This window comes from Pacificimonas pallii, from assembly GCF_019204005.1.
GTDB classification, from domain to species: Bacteria; Pseudomonadota; Alphaproteobacteria; order Sphingomonadales; family Sphingomonadaceae; genus Pacificimonas; species Pacificimonas pallii.
Map to the genome: position 1 here is coordinate 673,747 of NZ_JAGSPA010000001.1, position 16,036 is coordinate 689,782.

The following is a 16,036-nucleotide window of genomic DNA, read 5'->3' on the forward strand; positions in this document are numbered from 1 at the left end:
TATATCCGACCGCCATTGAACAGCCTAGAATTCGACCGTGGGGGCTTCCTCGGCGCCTTCGCTGGTGGCCTCAAATGGCTGCATGGGTTCGGCGTCGTAAATATAGCGCGCAGCGATCAGACTCGGGAATGTGCGCACCTCCGTATTATAGGCCTGGACGGCCGCATTATAGTCGCGCCGCGCGATGGTAATGCGGTTCTCCGTGCCTTCCAACTGTGTCTGCAGCATCAGGAAATTCTCGTTGGAACGCAGTTCAGGATATTTCTCGACAGTCACGAGCAGTCGGCTGAGCGCGCCCGACAAATTGTTCTGCGCCTGCTGATATTGCTGCATCTTTGCAGGATCGGTAAGGTCGCCCGTGTCAAGATTCACCTGTGTCGCGGACGCCCGCGCACGCGTGACGGATTCCAGAACTTCGCGTTCCTGCGCGGCAAAGCCTTTTGCCGTTTCCACGAGATTGGGTATCAGGTCGGCGCGCCGCTGATAATTATTCTCGACATCGGCCCAGCGCGCTTTCGCGGCTTCTTCGGCGGTGGGAACGGAGTTGATACCACATGCCGACAGCGCGAGGGCCGCAGCAGGAACGAGCAGGATGTTACGCATGGCGAAACCTTTCAAAGCAATTGTCTTAGCAAGGTAATACACGGCTTATTGCCGAAACCACCCCTCTATGCAATGAAGATCGCAACCGGCTCGCTATTCTGCCGCCATGCGCATCGATTCCGGCACGTCCTGCGGACCGCGGATCAATTGGCCGGGGCGTTTTCCGGTCGGCGAGCCGTCCTCGAACGTCAGTTCGCCGCGCTTGATCGTGTACATATAACCATCGGCGCGCTGCAGCAGGCGTTTGCCGCCTGCGGGCAGGTCGAAGGCCAGCCAGGGCTTGCCAAGCTTTATGGCGTCCATGTCGATGACGTTGACGTCCGCGAGCATGCCGGGCTCCAGCGTGCCGCGATCGTCGAGCGCATATAGCCGCGCCGTATCCCGGCACTGGCGCTGGATCGCGAGTTCGAGCGGGATTGTGCCACGCTCCCGGTTTTTCACCCAGTGTTCCAGTAGGAACGTCGGCGATGCCGCGTCGCAGATCGTGCCGCAATGCGCACCGCCGTCCGAGAGCGAAATAACGCAATCGTCGCGCCGTAAAAGGTCGCGAACAAAATCCAGATTGCCGTCGGCATAGTTCAGGATCGGCAGATAGATGAAGCCGGTGCCGTCATCCTGCATCAGCAGGTCATAGGCATATTCTGCCGGATGCTGGCCCGCCGCCTCCGCAAGCGCTGCGATGGACTGGGCGGGTGCCGGTTCATAATCGAAGCCGTCGCCCATCCGGTATTGCATCGGCCATCCCTCGGTGATCACCATCAGCACGGGCAGGATGTCCGTCTGATCCTCGGAATAGACGGCAGGCTCTTCAATCAGACGCCGCCGGAAAGCCGTATCCTTCAGCTTTGCGAGCTGGGCTTCCCAGGGAAGCTCCTCGATTTCGGCCCAGGCCGGTTTCAGGCGGAAGGGATTCACGGTTCCGCGCCACGTCATCAATATGCCGTTTCCGCGAAGGGCGATCTGGGCGACGATATGCGCACCCCCGGCGTTTTCCGCAGCCATGGCTCCGATCTGCTCGTCCAGCGGCAGGTCCTTGGCGATGGATTGCAGCGCTGCAAAGGTGACGGGCATGCCAGTTTCCCGGCTAAGCTCCCCCATCCACTCGAACTCATTCCATTCGCGCTTCAGGTCGGATGCCATTTCGAAGACGCCATGCCCGACCCGGCCCATGGCGCGGCCAATGCCGATCAGTTCGTCCTTCGTGGCGGTTGTTCCCGGCACCAGTTCGCCGTCAATGCTCTTGTGTAACACCGTGCGGCTGGTCGAGAAGCCGAGCGCACCGGCGCGCAGGCCATCTTCGACGATAGCCGACATTTTCTCGATATCGTCGGCGGTGGGCGCTTCATTCGCGGCGCCGCGCTCACCCATGACATAGGCACGAACGGCCCCGTGCGGCACGTGCGTGGCGACATCGACGGTACGCGGCAGTTCCTCCAGCGCGTCCATATATTCGGGGAAGGTTTCCCAGTTCCAGCTCATGCCCTCGGCAAGGGCAGTGCCGGGAATGTCCTCGACCCCCTCCATCAGGCCGATCAGCCAGTCATGCCGGTCGGGCCGGGCAGGCGCGAAGCCGACGCCGCAATTGCCCATGATGACAGTGGTAACGCCGTGCCATGAGGAGGGTGCCATTTCGGGATCCCATGTCGCCTGACCGTCATAATGCGTGTGGATATCGACGAAGCCGGGCGCAATGATCCTGCCGCGGGCGTCAATCTCCGTCCTGCCTTCCGCGGTGACGTCACCGACGGCAGCAATCCGCTGGCCATTGATGGCGACGTCTCCGGTAAAGGGCGCGCCGCCATTGCCATCTACGATCGTGCCCCCGCGAATGACGATATCATGCATGATGAACCTCCCAAGTCCTCAGCCCATAATTCCCGCCAATGGCATTCTGCGCAAGCTACACAATCCCATAGAGGCTGGTCCATTGAGGGTAGACAGGCCCAGGAAAGCAGCGCATTTTCCATCTCGTGGTATGAGTTGGGGGACTCTTGTGATGCGTCTTTTTGCTGTGCTGCTTGCGGCGATCATGTCTGCCGTCATTTCCGTGCCGGCATTGGCGGCACCGACAGCCGAGCAAACGGTGCGCCTGGAGGCTTTGAAAGCCGCCGCTGACGCGATCGACCCGGCCGCAGAGACAGAGCGCAATTACGCGGCGTGGGAAGCCGCTCTGGCTTATGCAAAATCGATCTATCCGTACGATCATCCGGAAGTCGTCAACGTGGACGCTGAGCTAGCGATACCTGAATATTATCGCGGCGATGTCGAGGCGGCGATTGCACGTACGGAGCGATCGGTCGAGGCGCTGTCGCTCCATCTGCCTGAATATCGTGCCGCGCTGATTTCTTCGCAGAATGCGCTTGTCGTTTTTTATATGAAGACGGGCCGTACTGCCGATGCGGTGAACATGGCCGATGCGGTTTTGGCGCAGCGGCGCGCGCAACATACTGCAGCCCCTGACGACCCGACAGCGATGAAGCAGCTTGGCGCGGCTCTGCTCAATGCCGCAAACGCCGCGAATGAGGTGGGTGCATATGAACGGTCGGTTTCTCTGATTGATGAAGCTGTTACGATTGCGCCGAGACTGAAAGGAACCGTGCCGGGCGCAATCCAATGGTATGCGATGAGGCCCATTTATCTGGACCGCGCCGGTCAGCCGGAGCGGGCCTTTCGTGCCGCTTTGGAAGCAGTTGAAGCGGGCAAAGCTATGTTGCCGGAGCGCCACCAGTTTCAGGCGCTGCTCAATAACACGCTGGGGGGACTTGCGGCGAAACGCGGCCTGCTTGCCGATGCGGAGGCCGCGCAGCGCCGCGCTGTCGATATCATGCAGGACGTTGGACCAGAGCGGCAGGAAACATATTCTTACCAGGCCACGCTTGCCGGCACGCTGATCGCGCGCGGCAAGCCGGAAGAGGCGCTCGCGCTCCTCGAATCTGTGATTCCTCCCCTGGAAGACCAACTCGGGCCAGAGGCGGATAATGTTCTTCTCGCAAAACGCCACCTTGGTGAGGCGCATTTGGCAATTGGCAATCTGGAGGCCGCACGTACGTCTGCCCGGGCGGTTCTGGATGTGCATGAGGCGATAAATGAGGCGGCGCACCGTGACCGCCTCGCCGCGTCGTCGCTGCTTGCCCGCATAGAGGAGCGCGCGGGCGACCCTGCCGCCGCCTATGCCGCTTACCATCCGGCGCAGGAAGCGCGGCGCGCGGTCTTTCCCGAAGAGAATGCGGACCGCATCGCCGGTGAAGTCCGGCTGGGCCAGCTGGCGGCAGCGGCGGGCGTTGGCGATCCACGCTGGGCGCTTGCGGCGGCCGACCGGCTGGCGGCGCTTCGGCATGAGCTTGCCGCATCCGGGCAATTGGCCGGGGAGAGTTTGGCGGAAATCGATGAAGGTCTGGTCTGGGCGCTGGAAGCCGCGCTGCTGACAAATGATCCGCAGGACGTCTTCACGGCAGCGGCGCGGCTGTTACCGACCCGCGCCGACCGCGCGGTGCGGGCGGCGGCGCTGCGCATGGAGCTGGGCCCGGCGGCGCGCGCTGAACTGCGTGTCGTTCAGGACCGGCGCGAAGAACGGCTGCGCCTGTCGCGAATGTATCTTTCAGAACTTGCAAATGGCGCGTCGCCCGCACGTCTGGCTGAGCTGAATGGCAGGATTTCCGCGCTCAGGGCGGACGATGCCGACGCCGTCGCCGCGGGGCTGGCGACCGAGGACGCATTGCCGACGCTAACCGCCGTGCAGAACAGTCTAACCAGCGGCGAGGCGCTGCTGCTGGCCGTACCCGCCAGGGACCACACGGCAATTGTTCTGGTGCAGCCTGACAATGTCGTGGTTCGCGCGAGCCCGCTCGCGGCGTGCGACGTTGCCGTCCTGGTCGCAGACGCCCGCGCGGCGCTTGGTGTCGACGGCGCGGCGCGCGGCGTCCTGGCTAATATGCCCGGATCCGCTGCGGCGTTCAATTTCCAGCCGGTCTCTGCGCTGCATGATGCCCTTCTTGGCGGAAACATCGCCCACGCGCTGGAAGATGTGCGGCATTTGCGGATTGCGGCGTCCGGGGCGCTGTCGCGCCTGCCATTTGCCATGCTGGCACCCCGGCCTGCGTCCGGAACCTTGTCAGACGCGGATTGGCTGATCCGGCATCGCAGCCTTTCGACGGTGGTGTCTCTGTCCGCGCTGCCCGCGGCTGCCGGACCCGCGGAAACACGGGCGGGACGCGTCGTTGCGGTGGGGGCCCCGAATTTCAGCGGCCTCACGCCGGGCGGACAGGCCGTCCTGCTTCGTTCCGCCGGGGCATCGCGGCTGGAGGACCTGCCGCCGCTTCCTGCGGCAGCGGCGGAACTTGCCGCGATCGCCACGGCGATTTCCGCGCGCGATACCGTGTTGCTGACGGCGGACGGCGCGGATGAGGCGAGCGTGTCGGCCGCCCTGACGCCGCCCGCCGATGTGATCGCCTTTGCCACCCACGGCCTGCTGGAGGGCGAAATCGCGGGACTTTCGGAACCGGCGCTCGCATTGAGCCCCAGCGCAGGCGGTGACGGTTTTCTGACGGCAAGCGAGATCGCCGCGCTCGATATGGACGCGGCCTGGGTGATCCTAAGTGCCTGCAATACGGGCGGACCAGACCGGACGGACGCGGCGGGGCTGACGGGGCTGGCGAGCTCTTTTCTTTATGCAGGGGCACGGAATCTGCTGGTTTCGCACTGGCAGGTGGCGGATGATGTGGCGGCTGATCTGACCGTGCCCACGGTGCGCGGTGCGGTGACGGGCGACCGCGACGCCGCCGAGGCGCTGCGTCAGGCCATGCTGGCCCTCATCGACTCAGGGGACGCCAGAAAAGCACATCCGGCCCTGTGGGCGCCGTTCGTGCATGTCGGCACCGGAAGTCGCACCTACACGCGCTGATCCCGCGACCCTGTCAATTGGGCGTAGCTTGCAGTCCGCGCATGCGCGGCCGATAATGACATCATCCTGGGGAGGAATGAGTGATGACGACATATCAAATTGCTGCCGCGGCGCTCCTGCTGGCGGCGACGCCGCTCGCCGCGAAGACGTTCCACATCACACCGTCAGATGAGGCGCAGGAGACCATTCAGCTTGCCCTGATCGAAGCCGAGCCGGGGGATGTCGTGCATCTGTCCGCCGGAACCTATGCGCTGGACGACGGGCTATCGCTTGACGTCGATGGCGTCACGGTGAGGGGCGATGGGCCGGATGCGACTATTCTCAGCTTCAAGGGACAGACGGGCGCGGGAGAAGGCCTTCTGGTTACGTCGGACCGTGTGCTGCTGACCGGCTTTGCCATCGAAGACACGCGCGGTGACGCGATAAAGGCCAAAGGGTCCGATCGTCTGACGTTCGATAATCTACGCGCGGAATGGACCAATGGCCCAGATGCCAAGAACGGCGCCTATGGCTTCTATCCTGTTGAATCGACGAACATCCTGATCCAGAATAGCGAAGTTATCGCCTGTTCCGATGCCGGGATTTATGTCGGCCAATCGGATAATATCGTCGTGCGCAACAACCGCGTGCATCAGAATGTGGCGGGGATCGAGATCGAAAATTCCACCCACGCAGACGTTTACGGCAATTTCGCCTTTCACAATACCGGCGGCATTCTGGTGTTCGACCTGCCCGACCTGCCGATGGTCGGCGGTCATTCGACGCGCATTTACGATAATGTCATTGTCAATAATGACACGCCCAATTTCGCGAGCCCCGGCAACATCGTCGCAGGTGTGCCGCAGGGCCTTGGCATCATGGTGATGGCAAATCGCAATGTGCACATCTTCAACAATTTTCTGGATGGGAATTCATCGGCGCATGTCATGATCGTTGGCTACACGCAGGAATTCACCGATGAACGCTACAACCCGCTCGCGCGCGATGTCGTTGTTCGCGACAATGTGATGGCCCGGGGCGGGTATGACCCCAAATTCGATGGCGGCGCGGCGCTGGCCGCTGCCCTTGGCGGCGCGATCCCCGATGTGATGTGGGACGGCAGTGCGGCTTTCATGCGCGGCGATGCGAAGATTGAGGAGGCGGCGCGAATGTCGTTCGACGCCCCCGCCGTCTCGCTGAACCTGGCGGTCGCGGGCGCCGATGTCGCGGACGCACAGCCCAGCATGGCCAGTGCCCGCGCCAGTATTGCCGAGCCCGCGCCTGTCATGCTGCCCGAGGATCAGCCTGGCATGACGGCAAAGCCCCAGCTCGCCATGGCGGACTAAGCCTGACACCATGACGTCACGCCGCATCATTTTTATCGCTGGTTCAGCCATTTACCTGACGTCGGCTGCGCCTTCGCCGCGGGTGGACGATGCGGCATTGATGGCGGACGCACCCGCGAAAGACTTTGCCGAATATGGTCTGTTTCTGGACGCGGCCATGTCAAAGCCCGCGCCGCGCGTCGTGAAATATGGCCTGAACACGCCGCTATTCTCCGACCATGCGGACAAGGCGCGCTACATCTATGTGCCGGATGGTACGGCGCTTTCCTATGATGGCGAGGGTCTGCTGGCATTCCCCGTTGGCAGTGCGATGGTGAAGCATTTCGGCTTCACGCGCGCCGATGGTTCGCTCGACATGATCGAAACGCGACTGTTGGTGAAAAAGGCCGATGGCTGGGCCGCTTATCCCTATGTCTGGGACGCCGGCGACACGGCGGCGGCGCTGAAAAAGGTAGGGGCGAAGGTCCAGGTCGCGGGCCGCGACGACGCGGGCGCGCCCATCGCGCTGGATTGGCGCGTGCCGAACGTGAACCAGTGCAAGGGTTGTCACGCCGTCGATGGCGAGCTGATGCCGATTGGCCCCAAGGCGCGCAATCTGAACGGCATGTTCGAGGGCGAGACCAATCTGTCTCGGCTGGCGAGCCTTGGCATGCTGACCGGCGTGCCGGCGGATGTACCGGCAATGCCGTCATGGGATGACGAAACCGCCAGTATCGAGGGCCGCGCCCGCGCCTATCTGGACGTGAATTGCGGTCACTGCCACAACCCCGCCGGCCCCGCGTCCAACAGCGGTATGTTCCTGACCTGGGAAACGCCGGAGGGTGCCAATCTGGGCATCAACAAGGGTCCCGTCGCGGCCGGGCGCGGGTCCGGCGGCCGCAGGGTCGGCATCGCACCCGGCAAGCCGGATCATTCGATCCTGCTGTTCCGCATGGAATCAACGGAGCCCGGGGTGATGATGCCTGAACTCGCCCGCACGCAGCGCCACGACAGAGGCGTGGAATTGGTGCGGCAATGGATTGCCGGTATCGAATAGGCGCGTGCTGTCACGCTTCGACACGGTGTCGAAGCGTGAGAACAATCAGCGTTTGAAGCGACGTCCGGCGGACAGGCCGAGTAACGCGAGGCCGAACAGGCCAAATGCTGCCGGAGCTGGAACGGCTGCCGCATTCGAAAATTCGATATTATCGAGACCGAAGGCACCGTCGATTCCTGTCAGCGTGAAGGAGGTGAACGCCGTGTCGCTCACAATACCGAAAAACGAACCACTGCCAAGGTTTGCCGACATGCCGTCGATATTGATGTCCACATTCGATACGGTGCTGACCTGGTCCCAGGCGATCGCGAAAATTGCGCTGTCGAATGTGAACGTGATGACCGTATCGTCAACGTCCAGGCTGAGATATGTGGTGCCGTCGATATTGCGGTCCTGCTGGATATCGTTTGGGTTAGGGTCATACGCTTCGATGCCATTGTCGCCCGCAAATGCGCCGACAGCGGAAACCGTGAATGGCCCAACGTCGAACGGCTGAATATCGTCCGCGGCGAACGCATTGAGATCTTCAAATATGGTTGCGCCCGCAGCGCCCTGCCAGCTTGCCCGGTCAGCATAGGTGGTAAGTGCCGCAGTTGCAGCCTGAGCCGTGCAAGTTGTGACGAGCGCGGCGATTGCTGATTTTAACAAGATGTTCATGGTAGAATCTCCCTTTTACAAGGAGAAGCAAGATTTATGCCGACATAGCAATAATTATAGGAATCAGTGGTTTCGATAAATGTGCATTTTGAGAACTGGCGATAATGTAAAATTTGCCGACAGTTCTGGATCCTGTGGGTGCATTCGCGAACATTTCTGATCGTTGCGCTGCAACCGCTCGGGCGCGCATCGTCGGACCACAAATTCAAAGGTGAATATCAAAAGACGCCGTGAGAGAGAAACGCGCGTGCTGCCGCCCGTATCGCGCGGCAACTGGATACAAAGTGCAAGGAGGGCTATGCCGGGGATCCTGCTGCGATAAAGGACGACTGAAAATTCGGTCCGTCCCTGTTGGCGGCATGTGTAGCGATGTTGCGTGCGTGATCATGATTTCACGAGCAGGGGAAAAGCTATGCCGTTCCAGCCCGGAGATATCGCCTATTCCGGCTATCCGACGTCGTTTGTGTTTGATTTTTATCGAAAATCCAGCGGGCGCCTGGGTATGAAAAAGGTAAAACACCTGCTGTGGGGCGACTGGGTCAAGATCACGGCATATGATTATCGGACCGCGCCCGAAAATCCCGAAGATTCCGCATCTCCGCCGCCGACGCTGGATCACGACGACCTTGATTTCATCGAGAGCAAATTAGCGGGGATGGTGCCGGTGCGGGTGCGCGGCCGCTCCGGCTATATGCATGCAGAGGATCTTGGCGAAAAACAGCTGCTCGAAGTCGTATTCGTCGATGTGGGTCAGGGGGACGGGGTGCTGCTCGTGACGCCCGACGACCGAAAATACGTCATCGATGCGGGCGTGGGCGATAATATGTGCCGTTATCTCGAGTGGCGATTTGCCGGATTCAAAGGTGCGGTAAGCGGCTTTGACGGCGTTATCCTCACCCATCCGGACAAGGACCACTATTTCGGCGTCAGTCATCTGGTCGCAAACGAGAATTTTCGCGCCGCGCATATCTGGCACAATGGTATTGTCGAGCGATTCGCAATCTCGGCCGCGGGAAGACAGTCAAGCGCCAGCGACCTGCTGCTTGGCCCGCGGGAAACGGTCGGTGGCAAAGACAAGCAGGACTATCTGACTGGACTGATCGAGGACGATGCGGCGCTATCCGCTTTCCTGTCGAACCGGAAACACTGGGTCAGCGCCAGGACTGGGAGAGCGAAACAATATCCTGACCTGCTGAACCGCGCGCAGACGGCGGTCGATGCGTCGGGTGAGCGGCGGTTTCCCGATATTGCCATGCTGTCAACGGAACATGGCGAGCGTTTCGGCGGCCGCGTCTACCTGCCGGGTTTTGCGCCGGATAGCGGATCTGCCTGCACCATTCAGATCATCGGCCCGGTAGTCGAGCCCACTGCCGATGGCAAGCCGCGCCTCAGGACCTTTGCGGACAAGGCGCAGGCGCACACGACATCGATGAATTCCGGCAAGACCAAGAACGGACATTCCGTTCTGCTGAAACTGATTTACGGCAGATTCTCGCTGCTGTTCGGCGGCGACCTGAACAGCCCGGCGGAAATGTTCCTGCTCGAACATTATACCGGCCTGCCCGTTTACGAGCCCGCCGATCCTACGGACACGGATGTCGTGCAGGCAGCGCGGCCGATATTCGGCGCCGATGTCGCCAAGGCCTGCCACCATGGCAGCGGCGACTTTACCGACCGGTTTCTGGCGGCGATCAATGCGGCGGCAACGATCATCTCGTCCGGCGACGAAGAGAGCCACGGGCACCCGAGAAGCGATACACTAGGCGCGGTCGGCCATCATGGGCGGGGGGAGCGGTCGCTGGTCTTCAGCACCGAACTTGCCCGCAGCGCGCCGGAATATCTGTCGCGCAAGGATTCGCCCTGGTTTCAGGGCGCAAACCTTCAGGGCCGGGCGCAGGCGGAACCTGATCCCGTAAAGCGCGCGGCGCTACAGGCGCAGGCCGATGAAAAGCTGTCCACGGCGCGCAAACGCAATGTCACGGTCTATGGCTCTATCAACCTCAGGTCGGATGGTGAGCGCGTTGTCATCGCCTACATGCTGGAGAAACCCAGCGATTCGCGGCGCTGGGATGTCTATACGCTGGAGGGCCGCAATGACGGTCCACTTCATTACCGCTCGTCGAAACATGCAGCCGATGGCGAGAAGAAGCGGCGCAAGAGCGCGGCCACATCGACATGACCATGGGCGGCGGCGCTAGCCCCCGGTACAACATTGTGCCGCTCTTAACCGGCGAGCATCTCGGTGACCATCGTTCGGACGTCGACGCGGGCCTTCAGGCGTGCGCCAAGAAGAGCGGTACCGCTGATTTTGCGCTGCACGAAAAGCGTATGGACGGGGGGCAGATGCCAGGCGGCGCGGTCGGCGGCCATCTCCATGCCCTGCTCCCTCAGTACCCGTACAAAAGCGCGGTCACCAAAATCGAAGGGGCCATCCCGGGTAAGTTCCTCTGAGATGACCGCAATCATGCGGTCCAGTAGCGGTCTGTGGCGCTGGACCGCGCCGGGGCCGATAAAACCGGCCGCGATGGCGGCGTTGCGGATATCGTCCACATCGCCGCCCAGTCCCGCGGCGAGCATGCGGCGATAGCCGTCCGCAGTCGCGGGCTCGACGGCACGCGTCGCGCCGAAATCGAGGAGCACCAGGCGGCCGGTCTCGGGCTGATAACGGTAATTGGCGAAGTTCGGATCGGTTTGCATCAGGTCGAAACTGAACAGCTCCCTGAGCACGAGGTCAATGAGGCTGTTCATCACCCCGTCGCGGACGCTCTGGTCCGCGGCCGCGAGCGTTTCTATCGGTACGCCGTCGATAAATGTCATCGCGAGCGTGCGGCCGGTGGTGAATTCCTTGTCCAGGCCGGGCACAACAAACGCGTCTTCGCCGGCAAGCAGCTTTCCATAAGCCTGCATCTGTGCGCCCTCGCGCAGATAGTCGGCTTCCTCATGCAATTGCGTCTTCGCCTCAGCGAGCAGCGGGCCGATATCAAGCGCCTTGGGCAGCAGGCCCGAAACGCGCAGGAGCGTCGCGACGTTATCGACATCGGAATCGATGCTTTCCTTGACGCCGGGATATTGCACCTTGATCGCAAGATCGCGCCCGTCCGGCGTTTGTGCGCGATGCACCTGCCCGATGGACGCGGCGGCGATGGGCCGGGGCGTGAAATGCCGAAAACGCCTGCGCCAGTCACGGCCCCATTCCTGACCCAGCACCTCCTTCAGCTGCCGCGGCGGCATGTGGTTTGCCTGATCGCGCAGCCGCGCCAGAATCTGGCTGAGTTCCGCTGGCAGCATGTCGCCTGCGTCCATCGAAATCATCTGTCCCAGCTTCATGGCCGCGCCGCGCAGATGCGCGAGCTGGTTTGCCACCTTCACGGCATTCCCAGGGGTGAGCATCATGTCGCTGATGCTGGGTCGTTCACCCCGCGCGAGTCGCTTTGCGCCCTCTGACGCCATTCCGCCCGCGACCCCTGCCGCCAGGCGCCCAAATGTGCTGAGCCGGGAGAGCCGCCCACTTGGGACCGCGCGGGTCTTGTCGCGGCTGTCACCATCGCCGTCATTCCCGGTATGGGAGGTCATGGCCGCTAGCCCTTATCGGCCACGCCCATCAGCATGAGCACTTCCTTCCGGCTCTTTTCGTCATCCCTGAAACAGCCCATCATGCGGCTGGTGGTCATGGTAACGCCGGGCGTGCGGACGCCGCGCGCGGTCATGCAGGCATGGGTCGCCTCGATCACGACGGCGACGCCCTGTGGGGCGAGCCTGTCCCAGATACAGTCGGCGACTTCGGCCGTCAGGCGCTCCTGCACCTGCAGACGGCGGGCATAGCCGTGCAGGACACGGGCAAGCTTCGAAATGCCGACGACGTGGTGGTGCGGCAGATAGGCGATGTGCGCCTTGCCAATGATGGGCGCCATGTGATGTTCGCAGTGCGACTGGAACGGTATATCGCGAAGCAGGACAAGTTCGTCATAGCCGCCCACCTCCTCAAACACGCGGGCGAGATGGATGCCCGGATCTTCGCCATAACCCTGGCAATATTCCTTCCAGGCACGGGCGACGCGGCCCGGCGTGTCGATCAGGCCTTCACGCTCGGGATCGTCGCCGGTCCATTCGATCAGGGTACGAATGGCACTAAGCACGTCATCGGGAACATTGGCGTCGCGGTCGGTACTGGCGACGAGGTCGCCATTGCGGGGGGAGTCGGTCATTCCATTTCCCCTACAGCTGAATCAAAAATCGGCAACCTTCACAAAAGCCGCAGGCAGGCAATGAGCTTGACGTCGATGGCCAGACCGCGTTCGCGCGCTTCTTCGATAAAGATAGGCACGGCGCGGATTGGTACCAGATGAACGATGATGTCCTCCCCGTCCACACCGCCGCCGTCGCCAGTTTTTGTCAGGCCGCCGGCCCGGAACAGCGTGAAGGTTTCCGATGTCAGGCCGGGGGAGGACGCAAAGGAGCCAAGCGCATCCATTCGCGCTGCGCGGTAGCCGGTCTCCTCCTCCAGCTCCCGCCGCGCGCTTTGCACCGGTTCCTCGTCCGTGACGTCGTCGCCGACTATGCCCGCGGGAAACCCGAGGCAGGATCGCCCCAGCGGCACACGGTACTCCTCGATCAGGATCAGCTCTTCAGCATCGGTGACAGCAATGATGACGGCAGCGCCGAGGCCCTCCGCCCGGTCGACATATTCCCACGTGCCGTCCTTGCGAACGGTAATGTACCGGCCCTGCCAGACCGTTTCGGCGGTCATATTCAGAACAGCCAGCTATCCGGGCTGGGCATCGGTTTCCGCTCGCCCGCCTTGATGAGCGCCAATACGCAGCGCACGACCAGCCAGACAGCGAGCAGTGCGAACATCAGGAAGCCGATCAGGACAATCGTCAGTATCGTTGACACCACGACGCCGATGACGGAACCCCAGAATGTCCTGATGTGATAGCGGTAGTGGGTCTCCTCCCAGCTTCCCTTTTCAACTTCGCCTTTGAAGACATAGGCGAGAATACCGCCGACCAATGTCGTCAGTCCGCCCGTCACGACCCCGGCGAGCATGGCGATGCCGGTGATAAGCGGCTTGTTTCCGGTGATGTCGTCAAGTGCGCCGGGCGACGCCGACGGGCGCGCGGCCGGTGTCTCCCGGCCCTCATTTTCTGTCTCGTTCATGCTCCCCTCCGCTTGAAATGTTTCGCCGCAAATTGCCAAGCTGCGCGGCACAAGTCCATCGCATGCCCTACGCAGCTTGTCAGCATGCGCGCGAGCGCATAGCAGATCCAGCGTGTTCGCGCTTCTTACCCGCCGCCGCTTTGCGCCGCTTTTCGGTGCTCTGTTTCTCAATGCGTTCAACGATAATCTTTATCGGACGGCGCTGCTCTTCCTGATCACCTATCAGATCGTGGCGGACGATCCGGCCGCTGCCGCACAGCTGGTGACGCTGTCGGCCGGCGTGTTCGTCGCGCCCTACGTGCTGTTTTCCGGCCTTGCCGGGCAGGTCGCGGACGCCGTGGACAAGGCGAAAGCGGCGCGGCGGATCAAGGCGTTCGAGATTCTGGTCATGGCCACGGGCGCGGCCTCCATGTGGGTCGGCTCCGTACCGCTGATGCTCTTGGTGCTGTTCGCCATGGGCCTGCAATCGACGTTCTTCGGTCCGATAAAATACTCGCTTTTACCGCAGCACCTCAGCCAGAAGGAGGTGACGGGCGGTACGGCCCTGGTCGAAGCCGGGACGTTTCTTGCCGTCCTGACCGGGCAGATCGTCGGCGGCCTTATCACTCCGGACATCGCCATGGCCGGCATCGTCGTCATCGCCATTATCGGCTGGCTGGTATCGCGCGGCATTCCCGATGCGCCGCCGCAGCCGGGGGCACATGTCATCCAGATCAATATCTTCGCGAGCAGCTGGGGCGTGCTGAAATATGTCGCCGCGGAACGCCATTTACTCCTCTGCGTGATCGGGATCAGCTGGTACTGGGCGCTGGGGACAGTGTTCACCAGCCTGTTCATACCGCTCGTGAAAGGCGCGCTCGGCGGGACGGAACCGGTGGCGACCCTGTTTCTGGCGGCGTTTTCAGTGGGGCTGGCGGCCGGGTCGCTGGTCATTGGCAAGGTGCTGTCAGGCATCGTCTCCGCACGCACCTTGCCGGTATCGCTCGTGTTGATGAGCGTTGCCATCCTGGACCTGTATTTTTCAGTGTCGGCAATCCCGTCACCTGCGCCGGGCGCGGCGCTGGCCGGTCCTGCCGACTTTCTGGCGAGCGCGCGCAACTGGCGGATCCTCGGTGATCTGACCCTGCTCGCGATCGGCGGCGGGACGTTTATCGTACCGCTCTACACGATCCTGCAGATGCGCAGCGACCCGGCGGCACGGGCGCGCGTGATCGCCGGTAACAATATTGTCAATTGCGCTTTCATGATGGTCGGTGCGCTTGGTGCCGGCGCACTATTGACGGCAGGCATGTCAGAGATTGAGGTGCTGCTGCTTATCGGCGTGATCAATATCGCCGTGGTACCACTGGCCGTTCAGTTAAAACGCGCGCTCGTCCGCTTCGAAACGGAAGAAGAGGCAGCCGAAGTCGTCTAGGACGACTTTACCAGCGTGCCTGCACCCTGACGGGTGAAAATCTCAAGCAGCAGTCCGTGCGACGTGCGACCGTTAAGGATGACGGCCGCGCCCACACCGCTGGCAATGGCGCTCAGGCAGGTCTCGAGTTTCGGAATCATGCCGCCCGTGATGGTACCATCCGCGATCAGCGCGTCGACCTGCGCGGGATGAAGGTCTGTCAGCAGGCTGCCATCTTTGGCAAGCACGCCCGGGACATCGGTCAGCAGCATCAGCCGGGCTGCGTCCAGCGCCCCGGCGATCGCTCCGGCCATCGTATCGGCATTGACATTGTAGGTGTCGCCATTTTCGCCCAGTGCGACAGGCGCGATGACCGGCACGATGCCGTCTGCGATCAACGTGTCGAGTACGCTGCGATTAACCGCCACCGGTTCGCCGACGAAACCCAGATCGATTTCCTGCTCGATCATACTGCCCGGGTCCCGGCGCTTGCGGGTAAGCTTGCGCGCGATGACCATGCGATCGTCCTTGCCACTAAGGCCCACGGCGCGGCCGCCGGCATTGCCGATCCAGCGCACGATTTCCTTGTTGATGCTGCCGCCCAGCACCATTTCAGCAATCTTCGCGGTTTCGGCGTCGGTCACGCGCAAACCATCGATGAACTGGCTCTCCACACCGACACGCGACAGCATCTCGCCGATCTGCGGCCCGCCGCCATGCACGACCACGGGATGAATACCGACGGTTTTGAGAAGGACGATATCCTGCGCGAATTCCAGCGCCTTTGCCGCGTCGCCCATGGCGTGACCGCCATATTTGACGACGAATATCCGCCCCTCATATTTCTGGATATAGGGAAGTGCCTCCGTCAGCGTTTCCGCCTTCAGCAGCATGTCCGGGTGCGGGGCGTGGTCGGGCCGTTTCGAATTCGTCATGGGCGGCGCTATAAAGGCGGCAGGCAGAGA

13 protein-coding genes are annotated in these 16,036 nt (G+C 62.1%); 5 read left to right on the top strand and 8 right to left on the bottom strand.

Annotated features, from left to right (window positions below; genetic code table 11):
• Window positions 1-24 precede the first annotated feature (24 nt).
• Window positions 25-603, bottom strand: a complete 579-nt coding sequence (locus KCG44_RS03165; protein ID WP_218444152.1) for a LemA family protein — start codon at window positions 601-603, stop codon at window positions 25-27.
• Window positions 604-696: 93 nt separating this feature from the next.
• A complete protein-coding gene (locus KCG44_RS03170; RefSeq protein WP_218444153.1) occupies window positions 697-2,448 on the bottom strand; it encodes an N-acyl-D-amino-acid deacylase family protein in 1,752 nt (583 codons plus the stop codon).
• Between the two features lie 151 nt (window positions 2,449-2,599).
• Between KCG44_RS03170 and KCG44_RS03175 the strand changes: the two genes are divergently transcribed.
• The 3 genes from KCG44_RS03175 (at window position 2,600) to KCG44_RS03185 (ending at window position 7,864) form a co-directional block, all read left to right on the top strand.
• Complete coding sequence (locus KCG44_RS03175) at window positions 2,600-5,503, top strand: CHAT domain-containing protein (protein ID WP_218444154.1); 2,904 nt, start codon at window positions 2,600-2,602, stop codon at window positions 5,501-5,503.
• 83 nt (window positions 5,504-5,586) lie between these two features.
• Window positions 5,587-6,828 carry a parallel beta-helix domain-containing protein gene (locus KCG44_RS03180; protein ID WP_218444156.1) on the top strand — a complete coding sequence of 414 codons (1,242 nt, stop codon included), beginning with the start codon at window positions 5,587-5,589 and terminating at the stop codon, window positions 6,826-6,828.
• A gap of 10 nt (window positions 6,829-6,838) precedes the next feature.
• On the top strand, window positions 6,839-7,864 hold the full coding sequence (locus KCG44_RS03185) for an SO2930 family diheme c-type cytochrome (RefSeq protein WP_255536278.1): 1,026 nt from the start codon (window positions 6,839-6,841) through the stop codon (window positions 7,862-7,864).
• A gap of 45 nt (window positions 7,865-7,909) precedes the next feature.
• On the opposite strand, the gene KCG44_RS03190 is transcribed toward KCG44_RS03185, so the two are convergent.
• A complete protein-coding gene (locus KCG44_RS03190) occupies window positions 7,910-8,521 on the bottom strand; it encodes a hypothetical protein (protein ID WP_218444157.1) in 612 nt (203 codons plus the stop codon).
• Between the two features lie 502 nt (window positions 8,522-9,023).
• Between KCG44_RS03190 and KCG44_RS03195 the strand changes: the two genes are divergently transcribed.
• The gene (locus KCG44_RS03195; RefSeq protein WP_218444158.1) at window positions 9,024-10,700 is read left to right on the top strand and encodes an MBL fold metallo-hydrolase; all 1,677 of its coding nucleotides are present in this window, start codon (window positions 9,024-9,026) and stop codon (window positions 10,698-10,700) included.
• A 44-nt stretch (window positions 10,701-10,744) separates the two neighbouring features.
• Here KCG44_RS03195 and KCG44_RS03200 read toward each other — a convergent pair whose 3' ends face one another.
• The 4 genes from KCG44_RS03200 to KCG44_RS03215 are packed head-to-tail and all read right to left on the bottom strand — an operon-like array spanning window position 10,745 to window position 13,678.
• Window positions 10,745-12,094, bottom strand: coding sequence for an ABC1 kinase family protein (locus KCG44_RS03200; protein WP_218444159.1), 1,350 nt, complete (start codon window positions 12,092-12,094; stop codon window positions 10,745-10,747).
• A gap of 5 nt (window positions 12,095-12,099) precedes the next feature.
• Complete coding sequence (gene folE, locus KCG44_RS03205) at window positions 12,100-12,726, bottom strand: GTP cyclohydrolase I FolE (protein WP_218444161.1); 627 nt, start codon at window positions 12,724-12,726, stop codon at window positions 12,100-12,102.
• Window positions 12,727-12,764: 38 nt separating this feature from the next.
• Window positions 12,765-13,268, bottom strand: a complete 504-nt coding sequence (locus tag KCG44_RS03210) for an NUDIX hydrolase (protein ID WP_218444162.1) — start codon at window positions 13,266-13,268, stop codon at window positions 12,765-12,767.
• A 2-nt stretch (window positions 13,269-13,270) separates the two neighbouring features.
• The gene (locus KCG44_RS03215) at window positions 13,271-13,678 is read right to left on the bottom strand and encodes a DUF4870 family protein (protein ID WP_218444163.1); all 408 of its coding nucleotides are present in this window, start codon (window positions 13,676-13,678) and stop codon (window positions 13,271-13,273) included.
• Between the two features lie 112 nt (window positions 13,679-13,790).
• On the opposite strand from KCG44_RS03215, the gene KCG44_RS03220 reads away from it, so the two are divergent.
• Complete coding sequence (locus tag KCG44_RS03220) at window positions 13,791-15,092, top strand: MFS transporter (protein WP_218444164.1); 1,302 nt, start codon at window positions 13,791-13,793, stop codon at window positions 15,090-15,092.
• On the opposite strand, the gene argB is transcribed toward KCG44_RS03220, so the two are convergent.
• A complete protein-coding gene (gene argB / locus KCG44_RS03225) occupies window positions 15,089-16,006 on the bottom strand; it encodes an acetylglutamate kinase (protein WP_255536280.1) in 918 nt (305 codons plus the stop codon). The genes KCG44_RS03220 and argB overlap by 4 nt on opposite strands.
• Between the last annotated feature and the right edge of the window lie 30 nt (window positions 16,007-16,036).

Excerpts from the sequence above, each read along its gene's own strand:
- KCG44_RS03165 (WP_218444152.1), bottom strand. The coding sequence starts at position 603 with ATGCGTAACATCCTGCTCGTTCCTGCTGCGGCCCTCGCGCTGTCGGCA.
- KCG44_RS03170 (WP_218444153.1), bottom strand. The coding sequence starts at position 2,448 with ATGCATGATATCGTCATTCGCGGGGGCACGATCGTAGATGGCAATGGC.
- KCG44_RS03175 (WP_218444154.1), top strand. The coding sequence starts at position 2,600 with ATGCGTCTTTTTGCTGTGCTGCTTGCGGCGATCATGTCTGCCGTCATT.
- KCG44_RS03180 (WP_218444156.1), top strand. The coding sequence starts at position 5,587 with ATGACGACATATCAAATTGCTGCCGCGGCGCTCCTGCTGGCGGCGACG.
- KCG44_RS03185 (WP_255536278.1), top strand. The coding sequence starts at position 6,839 with ATGACGTCACGCCGCATCATTTTTATCGCTGGTTCAGCCATTTACCTG.
- KCG44_RS03190 (WP_218444157.1), bottom strand. The coding sequence starts at position 8,521 with ATGAACATCTTGTTAAAATCAGCAATCGCCGCGCTCGTCACAACTTGC.
- KCG44_RS03195 (WP_218444158.1), top strand. The coding sequence starts at position 9,024 with ATGAAAAAGGTAAAACACCTGCTGTGGGGCGACTGGGTCAAGATCACG.
- KCG44_RS03200 (WP_218444159.1), bottom strand. The coding sequence starts at position 12,094 with ATGACCTCCCATACCGGGAATGACGGCGATGGTGACAGCCGCGACAAG.
- folE (WP_218444161.1), bottom strand. The coding sequence starts at position 12,726 with ATGACCGACTCCCCCCGCAATGGCGACCTCGTCGCCAGTACCGACCGC.
- KCG44_RS03210 (WP_218444162.1), bottom strand. The coding sequence starts at position 13,268 with ATGACCGCCGAAACGGTCTGGCAGGGCCGGTACATTACCGTTCGCAAG.
- KCG44_RS03215 (WP_218444163.1), bottom strand. The coding sequence starts at position 13,678 with ATGAACGAGACAGAAAATGAGGGCCGGGAGACACCGGCCGCGCGCCCG.
- argB (WP_255536280.1), bottom strand. The coding sequence starts at position 16,006 with ATGACGAATTCGAAACGGCCCGACCACGCCCCGCACCCGGACATGCTG.